At 62.8% G+C, this 15507-nt stretch carries 16 protein-coding genes; 5 read left to right on the top strand and 11 right to left on the bottom strand.

The features are described 5' to 3' along the window. Nucleotides 1-44 precede the first annotated feature (44 nt). Together ABVK50_RS16055 and ABVK50_RS16050 are read left to right on the top strand one after the other, a co-directional pair. Nucleotides 45-455, top strand: coding sequence for a carboxymuconolactone decarboxylase family protein (locus ABVK50_RS16055; protein WP_353645637.1), 411 nt, complete (start codon nucleotides 45-47; stop codon nucleotides 453-455). 95 nt (nucleotides 456-550) lie between these two features. Beyond that, the gene (locus ABVK50_RS16050; protein WP_353645638.1) at nucleotides 551-1195 is read left to right on the top strand and encodes a cytochrome c oxidase assembly factor Coa1 family protein; all 645 of its coding nucleotides are present in this window, start codon (nucleotides 551-553) and stop codon (nucleotides 1193-1195) included. A gap of 292 nt (nucleotides 1196-1487) precedes the next feature. Here ABVK50_RS16050 and mmsB read toward each other — a convergent pair whose 3' ends face one another. After that, nucleotides 1488-2372, bottom strand: coding sequence for a 3-hydroxyisobutyrate dehydrogenase (gene mmsB / locus ABVK50_RS16045; protein WP_353645639.1), 885 nt, complete (start codon nucleotides 2370-2372; stop codon nucleotides 1488-1490). A gap of 116 nt (nucleotides 2373-2488) precedes the next feature. Further along, nucleotides 2489-3667: an isobutyryl-CoA dehydrogenase gene (locus ABVK50_RS16040; RefSeq protein WP_353645640.1), complete on the bottom strand. Its 1179-nt coding sequence runs from the start codon at nucleotides 3665-3667 to the stop codon at nucleotides 2489-2491. A 117-nt stretch (nucleotides 3668-3784) separates the two neighbouring features. Between ABVK50_RS16040 and ABVK50_RS16035 the strand changes: the two genes are divergently transcribed. Together ABVK50_RS16035 and ABVK50_RS16030 are read left to right on the top strand one after the other, a co-directional pair. Beyond that, entirely contained in the window at nucleotides 3785-4399 is a 615-nt protein-coding gene (locus ABVK50_RS16035; protein ID WP_353645641.1) for a dimethylsulfonioproprionate lyase family protein, read from the top strand. A 2-nt stretch (nucleotides 4400-4401) separates the two neighbouring features. Next, the gene (locus ABVK50_RS16030) at nucleotides 4402-5874 is read left to right on the top strand and encodes a cobyric acid synthase (RefSeq protein ID WP_353645642.1); all 1473 of its coding nucleotides are present in this window, start codon (nucleotides 4402-4404) and stop codon (nucleotides 5872-5874) included. 12 nt (nucleotides 5875-5886) lie between these two features. Here the strand turns inward: ABVK50_RS16030 and ABVK50_RS16025 are convergent, their stop codons facing one another. The 4 genes from ABVK50_RS16025 to ABVK50_RS16010 all read right to left on the bottom strand — a co-directional run bounded on the left by ABVK50_RS16025 (nucleotide 5887) and on the right by ABVK50_RS16010 (nucleotide 8473). Further along, nucleotides 5887-6219 carry a cupin domain-containing protein gene (locus ABVK50_RS16025; protein WP_353645643.1) on the bottom strand — a complete coding sequence of 111 codons (333 nt, stop codon included), beginning with the start codon at nucleotides 6217-6219 and terminating at the stop codon, nucleotides 5887-5889. Nucleotides 6220-6295: 76 nt separating this feature from the next. Beyond that, entirely contained in the window at nucleotides 6296-6721 is a 426-nt protein-coding gene (locus ABVK50_RS16020; RefSeq protein ID WP_353645644.1) for a VOC family protein, read from the bottom strand. An 83-nt stretch (nucleotides 6722-6804) separates the two neighbouring features. Next, entirely contained in the window at nucleotides 6805-7641 is an 837-nt protein-coding gene (locus ABVK50_RS16015; protein ID WP_353645645.1) for an AraC family transcriptional regulator, read from the bottom strand. A gap of 46 nt (nucleotides 7642-7687) precedes the next feature. After that, on the bottom strand, nucleotides 7688-8473 hold the full coding sequence (locus tag ABVK50_RS16010; protein ID WP_353645646.1) for a TSUP family transporter: 786 nt from the start codon (nucleotides 8471-8473) through the stop codon (nucleotides 7688-7690). Between the two features lie 124 nt (nucleotides 8474-8597). Between ABVK50_RS16010 and ABVK50_RS16005 the strand changes: the two genes are divergently transcribed. Then, nucleotides 8598-9029 (top strand): TerB family tellurite resistance protein, encoded by a 432-nt coding sequence (locus ABVK50_RS16005; RefSeq protein WP_353645647.1) that lies wholly within the window; start codon nucleotides 8598-8600, stop codon nucleotides 9027-9029. On the opposite strand, the gene ABVK50_RS16000 is transcribed toward ABVK50_RS16005, so the two are convergent. From ABVK50_RS16000 to ABVK50_RS15980, 5 genes are all read right to left on the bottom strand, one after another. Then, nucleotides 9026-10651 carry a dipeptide ABC transporter ATP-binding protein gene (locus ABVK50_RS16000; protein WP_353645648.1) on the bottom strand — a complete coding sequence of 542 codons (1626 nt, stop codon included), beginning with the start codon at nucleotides 10649-10651 and terminating at the stop codon, nucleotides 9026-9028. The two genes, ABVK50_RS16005 and ABVK50_RS16000, sit on opposite strands and share 4 nt — an antisense overlap. Beyond that, nucleotides 10648-11520, bottom strand: a complete 873-nt coding sequence (locus ABVK50_RS15995; RefSeq protein ID WP_353645649.1) for an ABC transporter permease — start codon at nucleotides 11518-11520, stop codon at nucleotides 10648-10650. Before ABVK50_RS15995 ends, ABVK50_RS16000 begins: the two co-directional genes overlap by 4 nt. Next, complete coding sequence (locus ABVK50_RS15990) at nucleotides 11517-12464, bottom strand: ABC transporter permease (protein WP_353645650.1); 948 nt, start codon at nucleotides 12462-12464, stop codon at nucleotides 11517-11519. The genes ABVK50_RS15995 and ABVK50_RS15990 overlap by 4 nt, the downstream gene beginning before the upstream one ends. A 49-nt stretch (nucleotides 12465-12513) precedes the next feature. Then, entirely contained in the window at nucleotides 12514-13992 is a 1479-nt protein-coding gene (locus tag ABVK50_RS15985; RefSeq protein WP_353645651.1) for an ABC transporter substrate-binding protein, read from the bottom strand. 127 nt (nucleotides 13993-14119) lie between these two features. Next, the gene (locus tag ABVK50_RS15980; protein WP_353645652.1) at nucleotides 14120-15400 is read right to left on the bottom strand and encodes an acetylornithine deacetylase/succinyl-diaminopimelate desuccinylase family protein; all 1281 of its coding nucleotides are present in this window, start codon (nucleotides 15398-15400) and stop codon (nucleotides 14120-14122) included. Between the last annotated feature and the right edge of the window lie 107 nt (nucleotides 15401-15507).

Genomic DNA, 15507 nt, shown 5'->3' with positions numbered 1-15507 from the left:
AGGCAGGGGCGGCGGTTCTGCCCGCATCAGAAGAGGGTTTGTCGATGACCGGAAAGCCGCTCGTTCCCCTGATCGAATATGAAATGGCCGACGAGGTCGTCCGTGCCGTCTACGACGACATAATGGAGACACGCCAGGTCGACTGGGTCAATAATTTCTGGAAGGTGCTGGCGCACGATCCAGCCCTGCTCAAGCGCACATGGGAAGCGCTCAAACAGGTGATGGCGCCGGGCGCGCTCGATCCTCTGGTCAAGGAAATGATCTACATCGCTGTTTCGGCGACGAATGGCTGTGAATACTGCACCTATTCGCATACGGCGTCGGCGCGCAAGCTGGGCATGAGCGAAGCGCAAATGATGGAAATCCTGGCCGTGGTCGGCATGGCCAACCAGACGAACCGCCTCGCGAATGCGCTGCGTCCGCCGGTCGATGTGCAATTCGAGCCGCGACCCTGACAATATCGGGCGGTGCTTGCCTTCAAGGCGTTCTTGGCTGCTGCTTTCTGGATCATGCCTAGTATTCGCCGGGTAATGATGGGGATGGGACCAGAATGGCCGATCAACCGCTCAATCAACCGGCCGAAATCCCGCCGGAACTCGACCGCTGGAATTGGGGCGCTTTCTTCCTGAACTGGATCTGGGGGATTGGAAACAGCACGTACATTGCGCTGCTGGCGCTTATACCGTTCGTCAATATCATCATGATCTTCGTGCTCGGCGCGCGCGGCAGCCGCTGGGCGTGGCGGAACCGCTACTGGCACGACGCGGAGCATTTCCGCAGGACCCAGCGCAACTGGGCGATCGCCGGGCTGCTCATCTGGATCGTGGTGATCGGCGGCGCTGCCGGCCTGATCGGCGGCATACCGTACATCATGAAGAGCAACGATGCCTATCAGATGACTATGGATACGATTCGCGCCGACGATCGCGTCAAGGCAGCCATTGGCGCCGATTTGGCGGACAGCTACTGGATTAGCGGCAATGTCAGCGTCAATGCGGATGGCACCGGCGAAGCGAAGCTCGACATTCCGATCCATGGTGACAAAGGAACCGGCTCGGCAATCTCCCTTGCCGTCCGCAACGATGGTCAATGGGACATGCGCCTGCTGGTCGTCAGGGTCGATGGTTCCGATGCGCCGATCGTTCTCGTCAACAAGGATAATGTCCCGATCCCCAATGCCTCTGTCGGAATATGAGGCCGGGATGGATTTCGGGCTGATGAAATGCCTACGGCAAAGACCGCGCTCGTCCCGTTAAGGAGGAACACGGCTTTGCCAACGAACGCATGGCCTTTCGCGACAGTAACGCTGCGAAAGTAACGGCTCCGGTACGCGAGACCTGATCCGGAGCGGTGGGGCGGCTGCGGATGACCGCCCTTGCATCCGTTCTATCCGGACATTGTTACTGCGTGGTTATCGAGAGCTTAAGCAAACCTAAATTTGCAACGATTTTGGCGGGTTGACTGAAGAAACGTGCAGCCGGCGAAGATCAGGCGGAATCGCCGCGCAGGAATTTTATGATGCCGGAAAAATCGGCCCCGCCATGGCCCTGCGCGTTGAACAGCGCGTATAGCTGGGCCGCTTCGGCGCCGAGCGGCGTTACCGCGCCGGATTGCTGCGCGGCCTCCTGCGCGAGCTTCAGGTCCTTCAGCATCAGAGCCGCGGCGAAACCCGCCTGGTAGTCACGATTCGCCGGAGAAGCAGGCACGGGGCCGGGCACCGGGCAATAGGTGGTCAGCGACCAGCACTGACCGGACGAGGTCGAGGCCACATCGAACAGCGCCTGGTGGGACAGGCCGAGTTTCTCCGCCAGCACGAAGGCTTCGGAAACGCCGATCATCGAGACGCCGAGGATCATGTTATTGCAGATCTTCGCCGCCTGTCCGGCGCCGGCGTCGCCGCAATGGACGATGCGTCCGGCCATCGGTTGCAGAACCGGCTCGGCCTTGACGAAAGCTTCCTTCGAGCCGCCGGCCATGAACGTGAGGGTGCCTGCGGCGGCTCCGCCGGTGCCGCCCGAAACCGGCGCGTCGATCGACAGCAGCCCGTGTTTGCCGGCAAGCGCATGCGCCTTGCGCGCCGAATCCACGTCTATGGTCGAACTGTCGATGAACAGGGTTCCCTCGGCAGCCTTGGGCGCGATGTCCTCATAGACCGACAGCACATGCTTGCCGGCCGGCAGCATCGTGATGACGACCTCGGCGTCCTTGGCTGCGGCGATGCCGTTGGCCATGACCACGACGCCATTATCCCGCGCCGTTTTAAGATTCTCCGGGACAAGGTCGAAACCATGCACCGTGTACCCGGCCTTCACCAGATTTGCGGCCATCGGGTTGCCCATATTGCCGAGGCCTATGAAGCCGATCGTGGTCATGTCGTCGTTCTCCGTTGGGGAGTGGGAAATGGGAGTAGGGCAGCATGGGAGTAGGGCGAACGAGCGATCGCAGCCGTTCCTCTAATTCTCAAACCCAAACATACTTCCTTATTCCCCTACTCCCTTCCAATCAGCGAGCGCGCGATGATGACGCGCATGATCTCGTTGGTGCCTTCGAGAATCTGGTGGACGCGCAGATCGCGCACCAGCTTCTCGATGCCGTAGTCGTGCAGATAGCCATAGCCGCCATGCAGTTGCAGCGCGTCGTTGGCGACGTTGAAGCCGGTGTCGGTGACAAGGCGCTTGGCCATTGCCGACCATTTGCCGGCATCTGGCGCCTTGCGGTCGAGCTTTGACGCGGCTGCATAAAGAAAGATCCGTGCCGCCTGCAGTTCGGTTTCCATGTCGGCCAGCTTGAATTGCAGCGCCTGGAACTGGTTGATCGGCTTGCCGAAGGCCTTGCGCTCCGCGGTGTAGGCGATGGCCTTGTCGAGGGCGGATTGCGCGCCGCCCAGCGAGCACGCGGCAATGTTCAGCCGCCCGCCGTCGAGGCCCGCCATGGCGATGCCGAACCCCGCGCCTTCGCCCGACAAAAGGTTCTCGGCCGGAACCTTGCAGTCCTCGAAGATCACCTGGCGGGTCGACTGCATATGCCAGCCCATCTTGTTTTCGAGCGCGCCGAACGACAGGCCCGGCGCATCCTTCGGGATGACCAGCGTCGAGATGCCCTTCGGACCCTCCTCGCCGGTGCGCACCATGGTCACGTAGACGTCGCTGTCGCCGGCCCCTGAAATGAACTGCTTCGCGCCATTCACGACATAGTCGCCGCCATTGCCGGCGCTGCGCACCGCCCTGGTCTTAAGGGCCGCCGCATCCGAGCCTGAACCGGGTTCGGTCAGGCAATAGCTGCCCAGCCATTCCATCGAGGTCAGTTTCGGCAGAAGCCGCTGGCGTTGTTCCTCGCTGCCGAACTTGTCGATCATCCACGACGCCATGTTATGGATCGAGATGAACGAGGCGAAGCCGGGGCAGGCGCGCGACAGGGATTCGAAGATGAGCACCGCGTCGAGGCGGCCGAGGCCGGAGCCGCCCACATCTTCGCTGATATAGATGCCGCCCAGGCCGAGCGGGCCGGTCTCGCGGATCACATCGCTCGGAAAGTGGTGCTGCCGGTCCCATTCGAGCGCATTGGGAGCGACGCGGTCGGCGGCGAAAGCCTCCGCCATTTCCTGGATGGCGCGCTGATCATCGTTCAAGTCGAACTGGTTGGCGGTCGGGCCCACAGCGGCGTCCATGGCGTCCTCCCTGACGTTTTTGGCTATGCGTGAGGCTCAATCTAGACCAATGATGCGCCCGCGCAACCCGCTCCCATGCGGAGCCGATGTGCATGAAAACGCTTCCGGAGTCTCCGTGTGACGAGAATTTTCGATGAACTGCTCAGGAGCTTTCGCGACTATCTGGCCGGGTTTGACAACGAGACGCTTCGTGGCTTCGCCGCAGGCATTGACTGGTCGATGCCTGCGCGTCCGCTCGAATCGAATCGGCTGGCGTGCCTGGCCCATCTCGACCGGGCGGCGGAACTTGCGGCTCCCCAGGCGCGAGGGCTAGCTGGGCTGCTGGCCGCGTATCGAGATGCGTTCCATTGGGGCCAAACCTACACTGCCGCCGATTTCGGCAAGCGCTTCATAGACAATTACGGCTGGCTGGAAGTGTTCGGCACGCGCGGGCATTTCGCCAATAATGCCGCGGCGGGCGGTTTCCTGATCCTCGGCCCGGATATTCTCTATCCCGATCATCACCACGTCGCCGAGGAGATCTATATTCCGCTGACGGGCGGCGCGGAATGGCGCATGGCCGACCAGCCGTTCAGGCGGCGCGAGGCGGGCGAAGTCGTTCATCACGCGTCCAACGTCAATCATGCGATGAGAACCGGGGGCGAGCCGTTGCTGGCGCTGTATCTCTGGCGCGGCGGGCCGCTGGCCGCGCGCTCGACGGTGACCGGCGCAGTCGAAGCGAGCGGGTGCTGACCATGGCCCAGGCGATCATGCTGCAAGGCACTGGTTCGGATGTCGGCAAGACTGTGCTTGTCGCGGGCCTGTGCCGCGCCGCCAGAAATCGCGGCCTGAAGGTGCGGCCGTTCAAACCGCAGAACATGTCGAACAACGCCGCCGTGGCCGATATTCCGGGCGAACCGGGCGGCGGCGGCGAGATCGGCCGCGCGCAATGGCTGCAGGCGATCGCCTGCGGCGTCGCGCCGTCGATCCATATGAACCCCGTGCTGCTCAAGCCGCAAAGCGATGTCGGTGCGCAGGTCATCGTCCAGGGCAAGGTGTTCGGCGAGGCGCGGGCGCGCGACTATCAGACGCTGAAGCCGCGACTGTTCGAAGCCGTGCTCGATTCCTGGAAGAAGATCGGGGAGGGCGCCGACCTGGTGATCGTCGAAGGAGCGGGGTCTCCGGCCGAAATCAACCTCAGGCCGCGCGACATCGCCAATATGGGCTTTGCAACGCGGGCGGACGTCCCGGTCGTGCTGGTCGGAGACATAGACCGCGGCGGCGTCATCGCTTCGGTCGCGGGGACGCATTTGATCCTGCCCGAGGAGGACCGGCGGATGATCGTCGGCTACCTCATCAACAAGTTTCGCGGCGACGTGACGCTGTTCGACGACGGCATTGGCGCGATCGAGAAGTTCACCGGCTGGCGCTGTTTCGGCGTGGTGCCGTGGCTGAAGGCGGCGGCAATGCTGCCCTCCGAAGATTCGGTCGTTCTGGAGCGGCTGGTGGCGGGCGAGAGCCGCGCGCTCAAAATTGCGGTGCCGGTGCTCGGGCGGATTTCGAATTTCGACGATCTCGACCCGCTGCGCGCTGAACCACAGGTGGATGTGGTATTCGTGAAGCCCGGCGAGAGGCTGCCGCCGGACGCGGGACTGGTCGTCATTCCTGGCTCGAAATCGACGATCGGCGATCTCATCAAATTCCGCGAGAACGGCTGGGACCGCGATCTCGTCGAGCACAGGCGGCGCGGCGGCCATGTCGTGGGCCTGTGCGGCGGCTACCAGATGCTGGGCGGGACGGTGCGCGACCCGGACGGCATCGAAGGCAGCGTGAGAGAGGCGGAAGGGCTCGGCCTGCTCGATATCGAGACGGTTATGGAACCGGAAAAGACGGTGCGCAACGTTATCGCGCATTCGACGCATTTCGGCGTGCCGCTGGAAGGTTATGAGATCCATCTCGGCAGGACTACGGGTCCGGACTGCCTGCGCCCGGCGGCCGTCATCAACGGCGTCGACGACGGCGCGACATCGGCGGACGGCAAGGTGTTCGGCACCTATATGCACGGGCTGTTCGGCGCCGACCGGTTTCGCGCCCGCTTTCTTGAAAGCCTTGGCGTCAAGGGGGGCGGCGTCGACCACCGCGCCGAAGTCGAGCGGGCGCTGGACGAAATAGCCGTCCAGCTTGAAACCCATCTCGACTGCGACGCGATCTTCGCTGCGGCACGCTGATTGGCGGCGACCTCAACTATTCTCTTCGAACCATTTTACGATCGCCGGCATTTTCGGCTCGAAGCCGCCGGGGATGAACACGTTGAACAGGCCTGCAAGGGCTTGCGTCCTGTTGGCGAAATCGTGCGTGACGCCGGCCGGGATCACGATGCAGCTTCCGGCCGGCGCATCGATCCACTCCTCGTCGACCAATAGCGACGGCGTCCCCTCGATTACCCAGAAGATCTCGTCATTCGTTTCGTGAGAATGGGCGCCTGGACCGTCGCCGCCCGGTTGCAGCCACCATTCCGAGATTGAATAGCGGTTCGCGGTCTCTTCGCCGTCGGCCTTGAAGACGGCGCGCATCGTTGGCATCCGGTAAATGCGGCCTTCGCCCGGGAGTAAAATTATGGGAGGTCGCGCCTGGTGCTGGTCGCGCATCTCACAGCGCCGGTTCGTTGGCTTTCGGCCAATAGGTGCCGAACGACCAGACATTGCCCTCCGGATCGGCGCAGACGAAGTCGCGGCTGCCATAATCGCGGTTGGTAGGCTCCTCAAGGATTTTTGCGCCCGCGGCCTTGGCGTGTTCGTAGGCGGTATCGGTATCGTCGACGGCCACATAGATCGACTTGCCGCACTGGGAGCCGGGTCCGCCGACCATCCTGCCGTAGTCGTCGTCGCGCACATTGCCGACCATGATCATCGAGGAGCCAAGGGCCAGTTGCGCATGCTGGATAACGCCGTCCGGATCGGCATATCTGGCGTGCACTGTGAAGCCAAAGGCGTTTACCAGCCAGTCGATCATCCTGGCTGCGTCCTGGTAGCGGAAAGTCGCATAGATGCGGGGTGCTTCGATATTTTCGGGCATCGTGACATCCTTCTTGGGGATTGGTTGCGATGGGCCCAGATTGTCAGCCGGCCGGCCGGCGGTCTTGAAGAAATGTTACCGCATCAGGTGATGTTGGCCTGCCATGTGCCCGGCGTCGCGCCCGCCATCTCGCGAAATTCCCGCGCCAGATGCGCCTGGTCGGAATAGCCGCATTCGGCGGCGATGCCGGCCCAACCGTCGGCTCCTGCCTGGCTCAACGTCATCGCGCGGTTGAAGCGGACGATGCGGGCGAAGGTCTTCGGTCCGACGCCGGTCTCTGCGGTGAACCGTCCAGCAAGGTGCTTGCGGCTCCAGCCGATGTTCCTGGCCAAAGCAGACACCGGCATACGGCCGCCGCTGGCCAGAACCTTGCCGTACGCCCAAGCCACTTCCGCCTTGGTTGGCGGGGCGGCGGAGATTCGGGATTCGACGAAACGCTCCGCAAGATCGAGGCGCCGATGCCAGTCCGGCTCATTCGCCAGCCTTTCGCGCAACGCCAGCCCGTCCGCGCCGAGCACGTCGTCGAGCGTCACCATTCGGTCGGTGAGTTCGGTCATAGGCATCCGGAAGAACCGGCGCGCCCCAAGCGGTGTGAAGTCGATCTGGATGCAGCTTGCGGTCCCGAACGAATCGATCACCACCGGCCCGGCATAAAGGCCGGCCGCAAAGCTGCCGAAATGGTCGTTGGCGCCGGGAGCGCGACCGAGGCCGATCGCAAAGGAACCGCTGAAATTGACGACAAGAGGGATCACCAATGAAGCGGCTTCGATTTGGCGGAAATGGCCGACCGACACTTCACGATAACCGGTCAGGCGCGAGACAATGCCGTCCAGCCTCGGGTTCGGCGAACGCTGCACCATCTCGAACTGGCCAATCGGCGGTGGAACAGGTGTCGGCGGGACATCAGGCTCGGCGATCATATGGAGGCTCCACTGCCGCGGAGCCTAGCAAGGCCTGGAATGTCCGTCAAAAGCCGAGCATCGTGCGCAGCGGATGCGCGGGATCCATCATCAATCTAACGGCAAGCGCCAGGCACGTGATCACCAGTAGCGGCTTGATCAGCTTGGCGCCGTTCCTGATCGCCAGCCAGGCGCCGACGCGGGCGCCGAGAAACTGCGCTACTCCCATCATCAGCCCGATCTTCCAGTAGATCACGCCCACAAAGGCGAAGGCGGCGAAACCGCCGATATTGGAGGCGAAATTGAGAAGCTTGGTATGGGCGGTCGCCTTGAGCACGCCGTAGCCGGCGAGCGATACGAAGGCGAGCATGAAGAACGAGCCGGTGCCAGGGCCGAACACACCGTCGTAAAAGCCGATCACCGGCACGACCACGAGCCCGAACAGAAACGGCGACAGGCGCTCTGCGCGGTCGACGTCATCCATATTGGGCTTCACGGCGAAATAGAACGCAATCGCGACAAGCACGAAAGGCAGGATAAAGCGCAGGAACTCGCCTGGCAAAACTGTCGCCAAAAGAGCGCCGGCAACGCCGCCGACAAGGGAGAGCAGTGCGGAGGGCAATTGCTTGCGCAGGTCGACATGCCCTTTAGAGGCATAGGCGATTGTTGCTGAGCCGGAGCCGAACAATCCTTGCAGCTTGTTGGTGCCGAGCGCCTCGACCGGCGAAAGGCCGGCGAGCAGGAGCGCCGGGACGGCTATCAGGCCGCCGCCCCCGGCGATCGAATCGATGAAGCCGGCGAGGAAGGCCGCAAAGGCGAGCAGGGCAATGGTCTCGGTGGCCAGATCGAACATGTTGTGCAGGGAACGCCTGGCCGGGGGCCGTGAAAAATATGCTGCGTTCGACCACACGCGGCCAGTTTGCGCAAGCCGCGTTTCACGCTACGTAATCTGCATGGCGCGCGAGAAGGAAAATTCGATGGCGAAAGGAGTGCTGGCCCGCTTACGGACGCTGTTTGATGGCGATCCCGGCGTTCGCAAGGTGGCGGACGATCCAGTCTTGTCGGCCGAGCTCCTGCTGTTGTTCCGCATGATCCTGGCCGACGGCACGGTTAGCGACAGCGAGATGGCGATGTTCAGGCGCATCTGCCGAGAAGCGTTCGGGATCAGCGACGAGAGCTTGGACGGTGTCGTCGAATATCTGAATGATTTCGGCTACGAGACCAGCGGCGCGCAGGCCCTCGCGCTGTTCAGCGAACTCGATGTCGAACGCCGCAAGCTGCTGGCGCGCCACATGGCCGAGATCGCCAAGGCTGACTCTGAGCTTGCCGAAAAGGAGGTGCGGCTGCTGCGCCGCACGCTCGACATTCTGGGCATAAGCCCGGTGGATGTGGTTAAGCCGCCAGCCTAGCCCTGTTCCTGCAATCGCCGGGCGATCGCGCGGTGCAGATCGGGCGCTGCAGCGACCAACGCCTTGGCCGCCTCGGATTGCGGATGGTCGAGCACCTCGCCAGTCGGGCCTCGCTCGACGATCTTTCCCTCATGCATGATCATCACGTCGTCGGTGATGGCGCGGGCGACCGTCAGATCGTGGGTGATGAACAGATAGGCGACGCCGAGGCGGCTGTTCAAATCAGCGAACAGATCGAGGATCTGTGCGCGGATCGAAACGTCGAGCGCGGAGACCGGCTCGTCCGCCACGACCAGTTTCGGCCGTGTGATGATGGCGCGCGCAATGGACAGGCGCTGGCGCTGGCCGCCTGAAAATTCGTGCGGGTATTTGTCCATGTCTTCGGTGCGAAGGCCGACTTCGTGCAGTGCTCCGGCTACCATCTCGCGCCGCTCGGCTGCGCTGGGCTGCTTTTCCATGAGATGTAGGGGTTCGGAAACCAGCCGCTCGACCTTGTGGCGTGGATTGAACGAGCCGTAGGGATCCTGGAACACCACCTGCATGTTGTGCCGCGCCGGCCTAAGCGCTGCCTCGTCCTTGCCGGTCAGCGTCTCGCCCATGAAGCGGATCGCGCCGCCGGTCGGTCTGTCGAGGGCAAGGATCATGCGCGCGAGCGTCGATTTCCCGCAGCCCGAACGTCCGACAAGGGCGGTCGATTGGCCGGGCAAGATCGAGAATGAAACCTCGTCCACGGCGCGAAATGGCTCTGCCTTGCGGAACATCGACAGGCGCTGGCCTGGATAGGTGCGAGAGATGTTTTGGACTTCGAGGAGCGGCGCTCTCTCCCCCTCAAAGTCGGAGAGAGCGCGCCGCGCCGGCACGTGCGTGGAAGCGAGCGCGAGTTGCCGCGTATAGGAGTGCGCCTGCTTTGAAAGGGTGAGCGCGGTTTCGCCCGCCTCCATCACCTCGCCATGGCGCAGGATGGTGATGCGGTCGGCCATCTGCGTCACGACAGCGAGATCATGCGAGATCAAAAGCAGTCCCATCCGGTTTTCGTCGACCAGATCGCGCAGCAGTTCCAAAATCTGCGCCTGCAGCACAACGTCGAGCGCCGTCGTCGGCTCGTCGGCGATCAGCAGTTTCGGTTTCAGCGCGCAGGCGATGGCGATCACCACCCGCTGGCGCTGGCCACCCGACAATTGATGCGGATAGCGCGACAGCGGGAATTTCTTCTCGGGCAGTCCGACCCGATCCAGTATTTGCCGCGCGCGCGCCTCGGCATCGGCGCGGCTGGCTCCGGTGTGCCAGCGAATGCCTTCCGCGACCTGCTCGCCGATTGTCTTGACCGGGTTCAGCGCGGTCATCGGCTCCTGGAATACCATGCCGATGTCGTCGCCGCGCAGTTGGCACATCCGGTCCTCGGTGGCGGCGAGAATGTCCATGCCGTCGAAGCTGACGCGGCCTTCGGCGTGCGCGGCGTTTGGCAGAAGCTGCATGACCGTCAGCGCCGTCATCGATTTGCCCGAGCCGGATTCGCCGACCAGACCCATGACCTCGCCACGGTCGATTATCAGGTCGACGTCTTTCAGGATCGGCGTCTCGCCGATCTTGAGCGACAGGTTCTCGATCTCGAGCAGGCTCATCGTTGCCGCCGCAATTTCGGATCGAGTACGTCGCTGACGCCGTCGCCGAGCAGGTTGAGACCGAGCACGGTGATGACGATGGCGAAACCGGGGAACAGCGCCAGATAAGGCGCGACCATCATCAGCGTCTGGGCTTCGAACAGCATGCGCCCCCAACTCGGCATTGGCGGTTGCGCGCCGAGGCCAAGATAGGACAGGCCGGCTTCGGCCAGAATGCCGAGCGCGAACTGGATAGTGCCCTGCACCAGCAGCAAATTGGCTATGTTAGGCAGGATGTGCTCGACAGTGATCAGGGCCTTGCCCTTGCCGGCGGCGCGGGCGGCCAGGATGAATTCGCGCGGCCAGATCGCCAGCGCGCCGGCGCGGGCGACGCGGGCAAAGACCGGTATGTTGAATATCCCAATGGCGATGATGGCGTTGATAGCGCCGGGACCGAAGATCGCTGTGATCATCACCGCCGAGAGCAAAGCTGGGAAGGCGAAGACCAGATCGTTGAATCGCATGACGGTCTCGTCGACGAAACCGCCCCGCGCCGCCGCCCAGCAGCCGAGCGGCACGCCGAGTCCCATTCCGATGCCGACCGCCACCAGCGCCACCGCGATCGAGTTGCGCGAGCCCACCATGATCATCGACAGCACGTCGCGGCCGAACTGGTCGGTGCCGAAGAGATGCGTGGCCGAAGGCGGCTGCATGCGATCGGCCACGACAAGCTTCGTCACGTCATAGGGCGTCCAGAAGAATGACAGTAGCGCCATGCCGGCGATCAGCGAAGTGATGGCGAAACCGGTGACGAAGGAACGGTTGGCAAACGCCTTCGCGACGAAGCTGACGAAGGTCTCGCGCTCGAATTCGGAGACGGGCAGGGTCATTGCCGGATCCTCAGCCGAGGATCGACGATTGCGTAGGACAGGTCGACCAGGAGATTGACGACGATGACCGTCGCGACCAGGAGCATGATGACGCTCTCGACGACGATAAGGTCGCGCTGGGTGATCGCCTGGAAGATCAGCCGTCCGAGACCGGGCAGATAGAAGACGTTCTCGATGATGATCGTGCCGGCTAGCAGGAAAGCGAATTGCAGGCCGAGGATGGTCAACACCGGGATCATCGCGTTGCGAAGCGCATGGCGCCAGAGCACATGGCTGCGCGGCATGCCCTTGGCGCGGGCGGTACGGATATAGTCTTCGCCGAGCACTTCGAGCAGCGCCGAGCGGGTGACGCGTGCAAGGATCGCAGCTTGCGGCAGAGCGAGCGCCACCGCAGGCAGGATCAATGCCTTGAAGGCCGGCCATAAGCCCGCGTTCCAGCCGGGGAAGCCGCCTGCCGGCACGAGCCGCAGCCAGACGGCGAAAATATAGATGAGGATTAGCGCGAACCAGAAATTGGGTATCGCGACGCCGATCTGCGCCGCACCCATCGATAATGTATCGGCTGCGCTGCCGCGCCGCTGGGCGGAAAATACGCCGACCGGAATGGCGATGACGGTCGAGAGCACGAGCGCCATGATTGCGAGCGGCAACGAGACGACGACGCGCTCGGCGACCAAGTCGGCCACTGGAACCGAATAGGTGTAGGACTTTCCGAAATCGAGCGTCAGCAGCCCACCGGCCCAGTCGAGATAACGCAAAAATAGCGGCTGGTTGAGACCCATCTGCTCGCGCAGCACTTGAACCGTTTCTTCCGAGGCGTTCATGCCGAGCATCAGCCGCGCCGGGTCGCCTGGCAGCACCTCCAGCACCGAAAACACCACGATCGACGCGAAGACGAGAGTCAGCGCGCCGACGAGCAGACGTTTGAGGAGGTAAGCGGTCATGGCTGTGGCGCGGCGTCACCCTCCCCTCGAGGGGAGGGTGACCGCATCGTCAATCCACCCATTTCACCTTGGTCAGGTCGTTCGCCTGGATGGGCGAGTTTGTCCAGAGGCCCTCGACCTTGGCGTCCCAGATGCCGATCTTCGGCAGCTCGAACAGGAAGCCCACGACCGCATCCTCGGCGAGGATTTTTTGCGCCTGGCCATAGAGTTCCTTGCGCTTGGCTTCGTCGGAGGTGAGGTTCAGCTCCTCGATGATCTTGTCGAAGGCCGGATTGTCGTACTGGAAATAATAGTCGTCGCGCGAATAGATATCGATGTCGTTCGGTTCGGTGTGCGAGACGATCGACAGATCGTAGTTCTTTTCCGTGAACACCTGCTTCAGCCAGTCGGCCCATTCTACGGGAATGATTTCGAGATCGATGCCGACTTCGCGCAGCTGCGAGGCGACGATCTGGCCGCCGTCGCGCGCGTAGCCGACCGGCGGCAGTTTCAGGGTCGCCTTGAAGCCGTTCTCGAAGCCCGCTTCCTTGAGGAGCGCTTTAGCCTTTTCGACATCATGCGGATAGGTGCCGGTCAGGTCGATGTAGGCCGGATTGTGCGGGGCGAAATGCGAGCCGATCGGCACGCCGAAGCCGCCGGAAGCGCCGTCGATGATCGCCTTGCGGTCGATCGCGTGGGCGATGGCTTGCCGCACCTTCAGATTGTCGAAGGGCGGCTTCTTGTTGTTGGTCGACAGCACCGTCTCGCCTTCAGTCGAGCCGATCACCACCTTGAAGCGCGGATCGGCCTGGATCTGCGGCAGCGCATCGCCGAGCTGATAGTTCGGCAGCGCCTGCACGTCGCCCGACAGCAGCGCCGGAATGGCTGCGGCGGCATCCGGAATGATGCGGAACTCGGCCTTGTCGAGCGCGATCGGATCGCCCCAGCCATCGGCCTTGACCAGCGTAATGGCCGAACCCTTGGCCCAGTTCTCGAATTTGAACGGGCCGGTGCCGATCGGCTTTTCCTTGTTGGTCTCGGCCGATTCCGGCGCGACGATCACTGCGTCGCCCCAGCCCATATTGTAGAGGAAAGAGCCCTGCGGGTTCTTCAGCGTGACCCTCACCGTACCCGGGTCGACTGCCTCCACGGTGTCGATCGCAGCAAACAGCGCCTTCTGCGCATTCGTGGAATCTTCGGCGCGTGCACGGTCCAGCGAGAATTTCACGTCGTCGGCATTGAAGTCGCTGCCGTCATGGTATTTCACGCCGGTACGCAGCTTGAAGGTGTAGATCTTGCCGTCGTCGGAAACGGTCCAGCTCTCGGCCAGCGCCGGCAGCACTTCGCCATTCGGCCCGATGCGGGTCAATCCTTCGAAGACGTTGGCGTAAAGAACCTCGTCGATTGCCGCCGCCGCTCCTGCGGTCGGGTCGAGATGCGGCGGCTCAAGCGGGATGCCCAGCACTAGGTCGGTCCTGGCTGCCTGCGCCGCGCCGCTCGACACCAGCGCCAGCACGCTTGCCGCAATGATCGATTTCCAAACTTTCATTGAACCAACTCCCGTTCCCGAATTCCGGCTGGATAGAAGCGTTATTTACCGCCAGAGTAAATCGCGTTTGTTGCGATCGGCCTAGCTGAAGCGGAATCTTTTCCGCACAGCCGAACGGCTGGAGTGATCACCCCGCCGACGGCCCGCGCAGCAAGAGGTTCAGGCCGATCGCCATGACCTTGGCCGATTCAACCATGTCGGCGATGCCGACCCATTCGTCCGGCCGATGAGCAAGGTCGAGGATGCCCGGCCCATAGGCGATACAGTCATGCAGATGGCCGATACGCGAGACGTGCTTCTGGTCGTAGGTGCCGGGCGAAATGACGTAGTCGGGCTCCCGGTCGAAGACCTCGCGAATGCCTTGAGCCACCGCCGAGACAACCGGCGCATCGCGCTCGGTCATCAGCGGCTGCACCTCCATGATGTCGCGGATGTCGTAGTCGAACCTCGGCCGGTCGCGTTTCAGCCGGTCGAGAATGGCCGTCACTTCGCCTTTGACGTCGCCGATCTTCTCTTCCAACAGGAAACGCCGGTCGATCGTCAGCCGGCACCAATCGGGCACGTTGGGCGATGGTAGGCCGGGACGGAAATCGTCGGTCTGGCCGCCATGGATGGAGTTGATATTCATCGTGGAACGCCGCGCCCCCTCGGGTACCACGGGCATGCGCGTCTGCTTGCGGTCGAGCGCGGGAAAGAGGTCCTTCTCGAAAGCCTCCAGCACGGCGCCCATGTGGCGCACGGCGCAGTCGCCGAGGAACGGCATCGAGCCATGCGCGATCTCGCCTTTGGTTTCGATCTCGGCCCACCAGACGCCTCGATGGCCGAGGCAGATGCGATCCTTGTTCAGCGGTTCGGGAATGATGACGTGATCGACCTTCGGCTTGGAAAAGTAGCCTTTGGCAGCCAGATAGGCGACGCCGCCAAAGCCGCCCGATTCCTCGTCGGCAGTGCCGGAAATCTCGATCGCGCCGGGAAAATCCGGATAGACATCCATGAACGCCTCGGCGGCGATGATGGACGCCGCCAGCCCGCCCTTCATATCGCAGGCGCCGCGGCCATAGACCCTGCCGTCCTTCACTACGCCGGCGAACGGGTCGACCGTCCAGCCTTCGCCAGCCTCGACGACATCGATGTGCGAATTGAAATGGACGGTCGGCCCCTGAGTGCGGCCGTCGAAGCGGGCGACGACGTTCATCCGCGGAAAGCGGTCGGTGTCGCCCGGCGTGCCTTCGGCACGTATGTATTCAACGCCGAAGCTGCGTTTCTTCAAGCGCGTGCCGATATATTCGGTGCAGGGCCGGTATGCGTCGCCGGGCGGATTGATCGTCGGAAACCTGATCAGGTCGGCAGTCAACGCGACCAGGTCGTCGACCCGCTCGTCGATCGTTTCAAGAAGCCTTTTATACATGTATGCGACGCGGACCCGGAACTTGTGGAAAGAGGAGCCAGTTTAAGTATCCTCGCCACGAAGTCGAGGGAAGCCGCCCGCCATTCCACTGCGCAGCGCCTGTGTCA

The sequence above is a fragment of the Mesorhizobium sp. WSM2240 genome, assembly GCF_040438645.1.
In the GTDB taxonomy this organism is placed as follows: domain Bacteria; phylum Pseudomonadota; class Alphaproteobacteria; order Rhizobiales; family Rhizobiaceae; genus Allomesorhizobium.
This window is presented reverse-complemented; position numbering and strand designations above follow the sequence as displayed.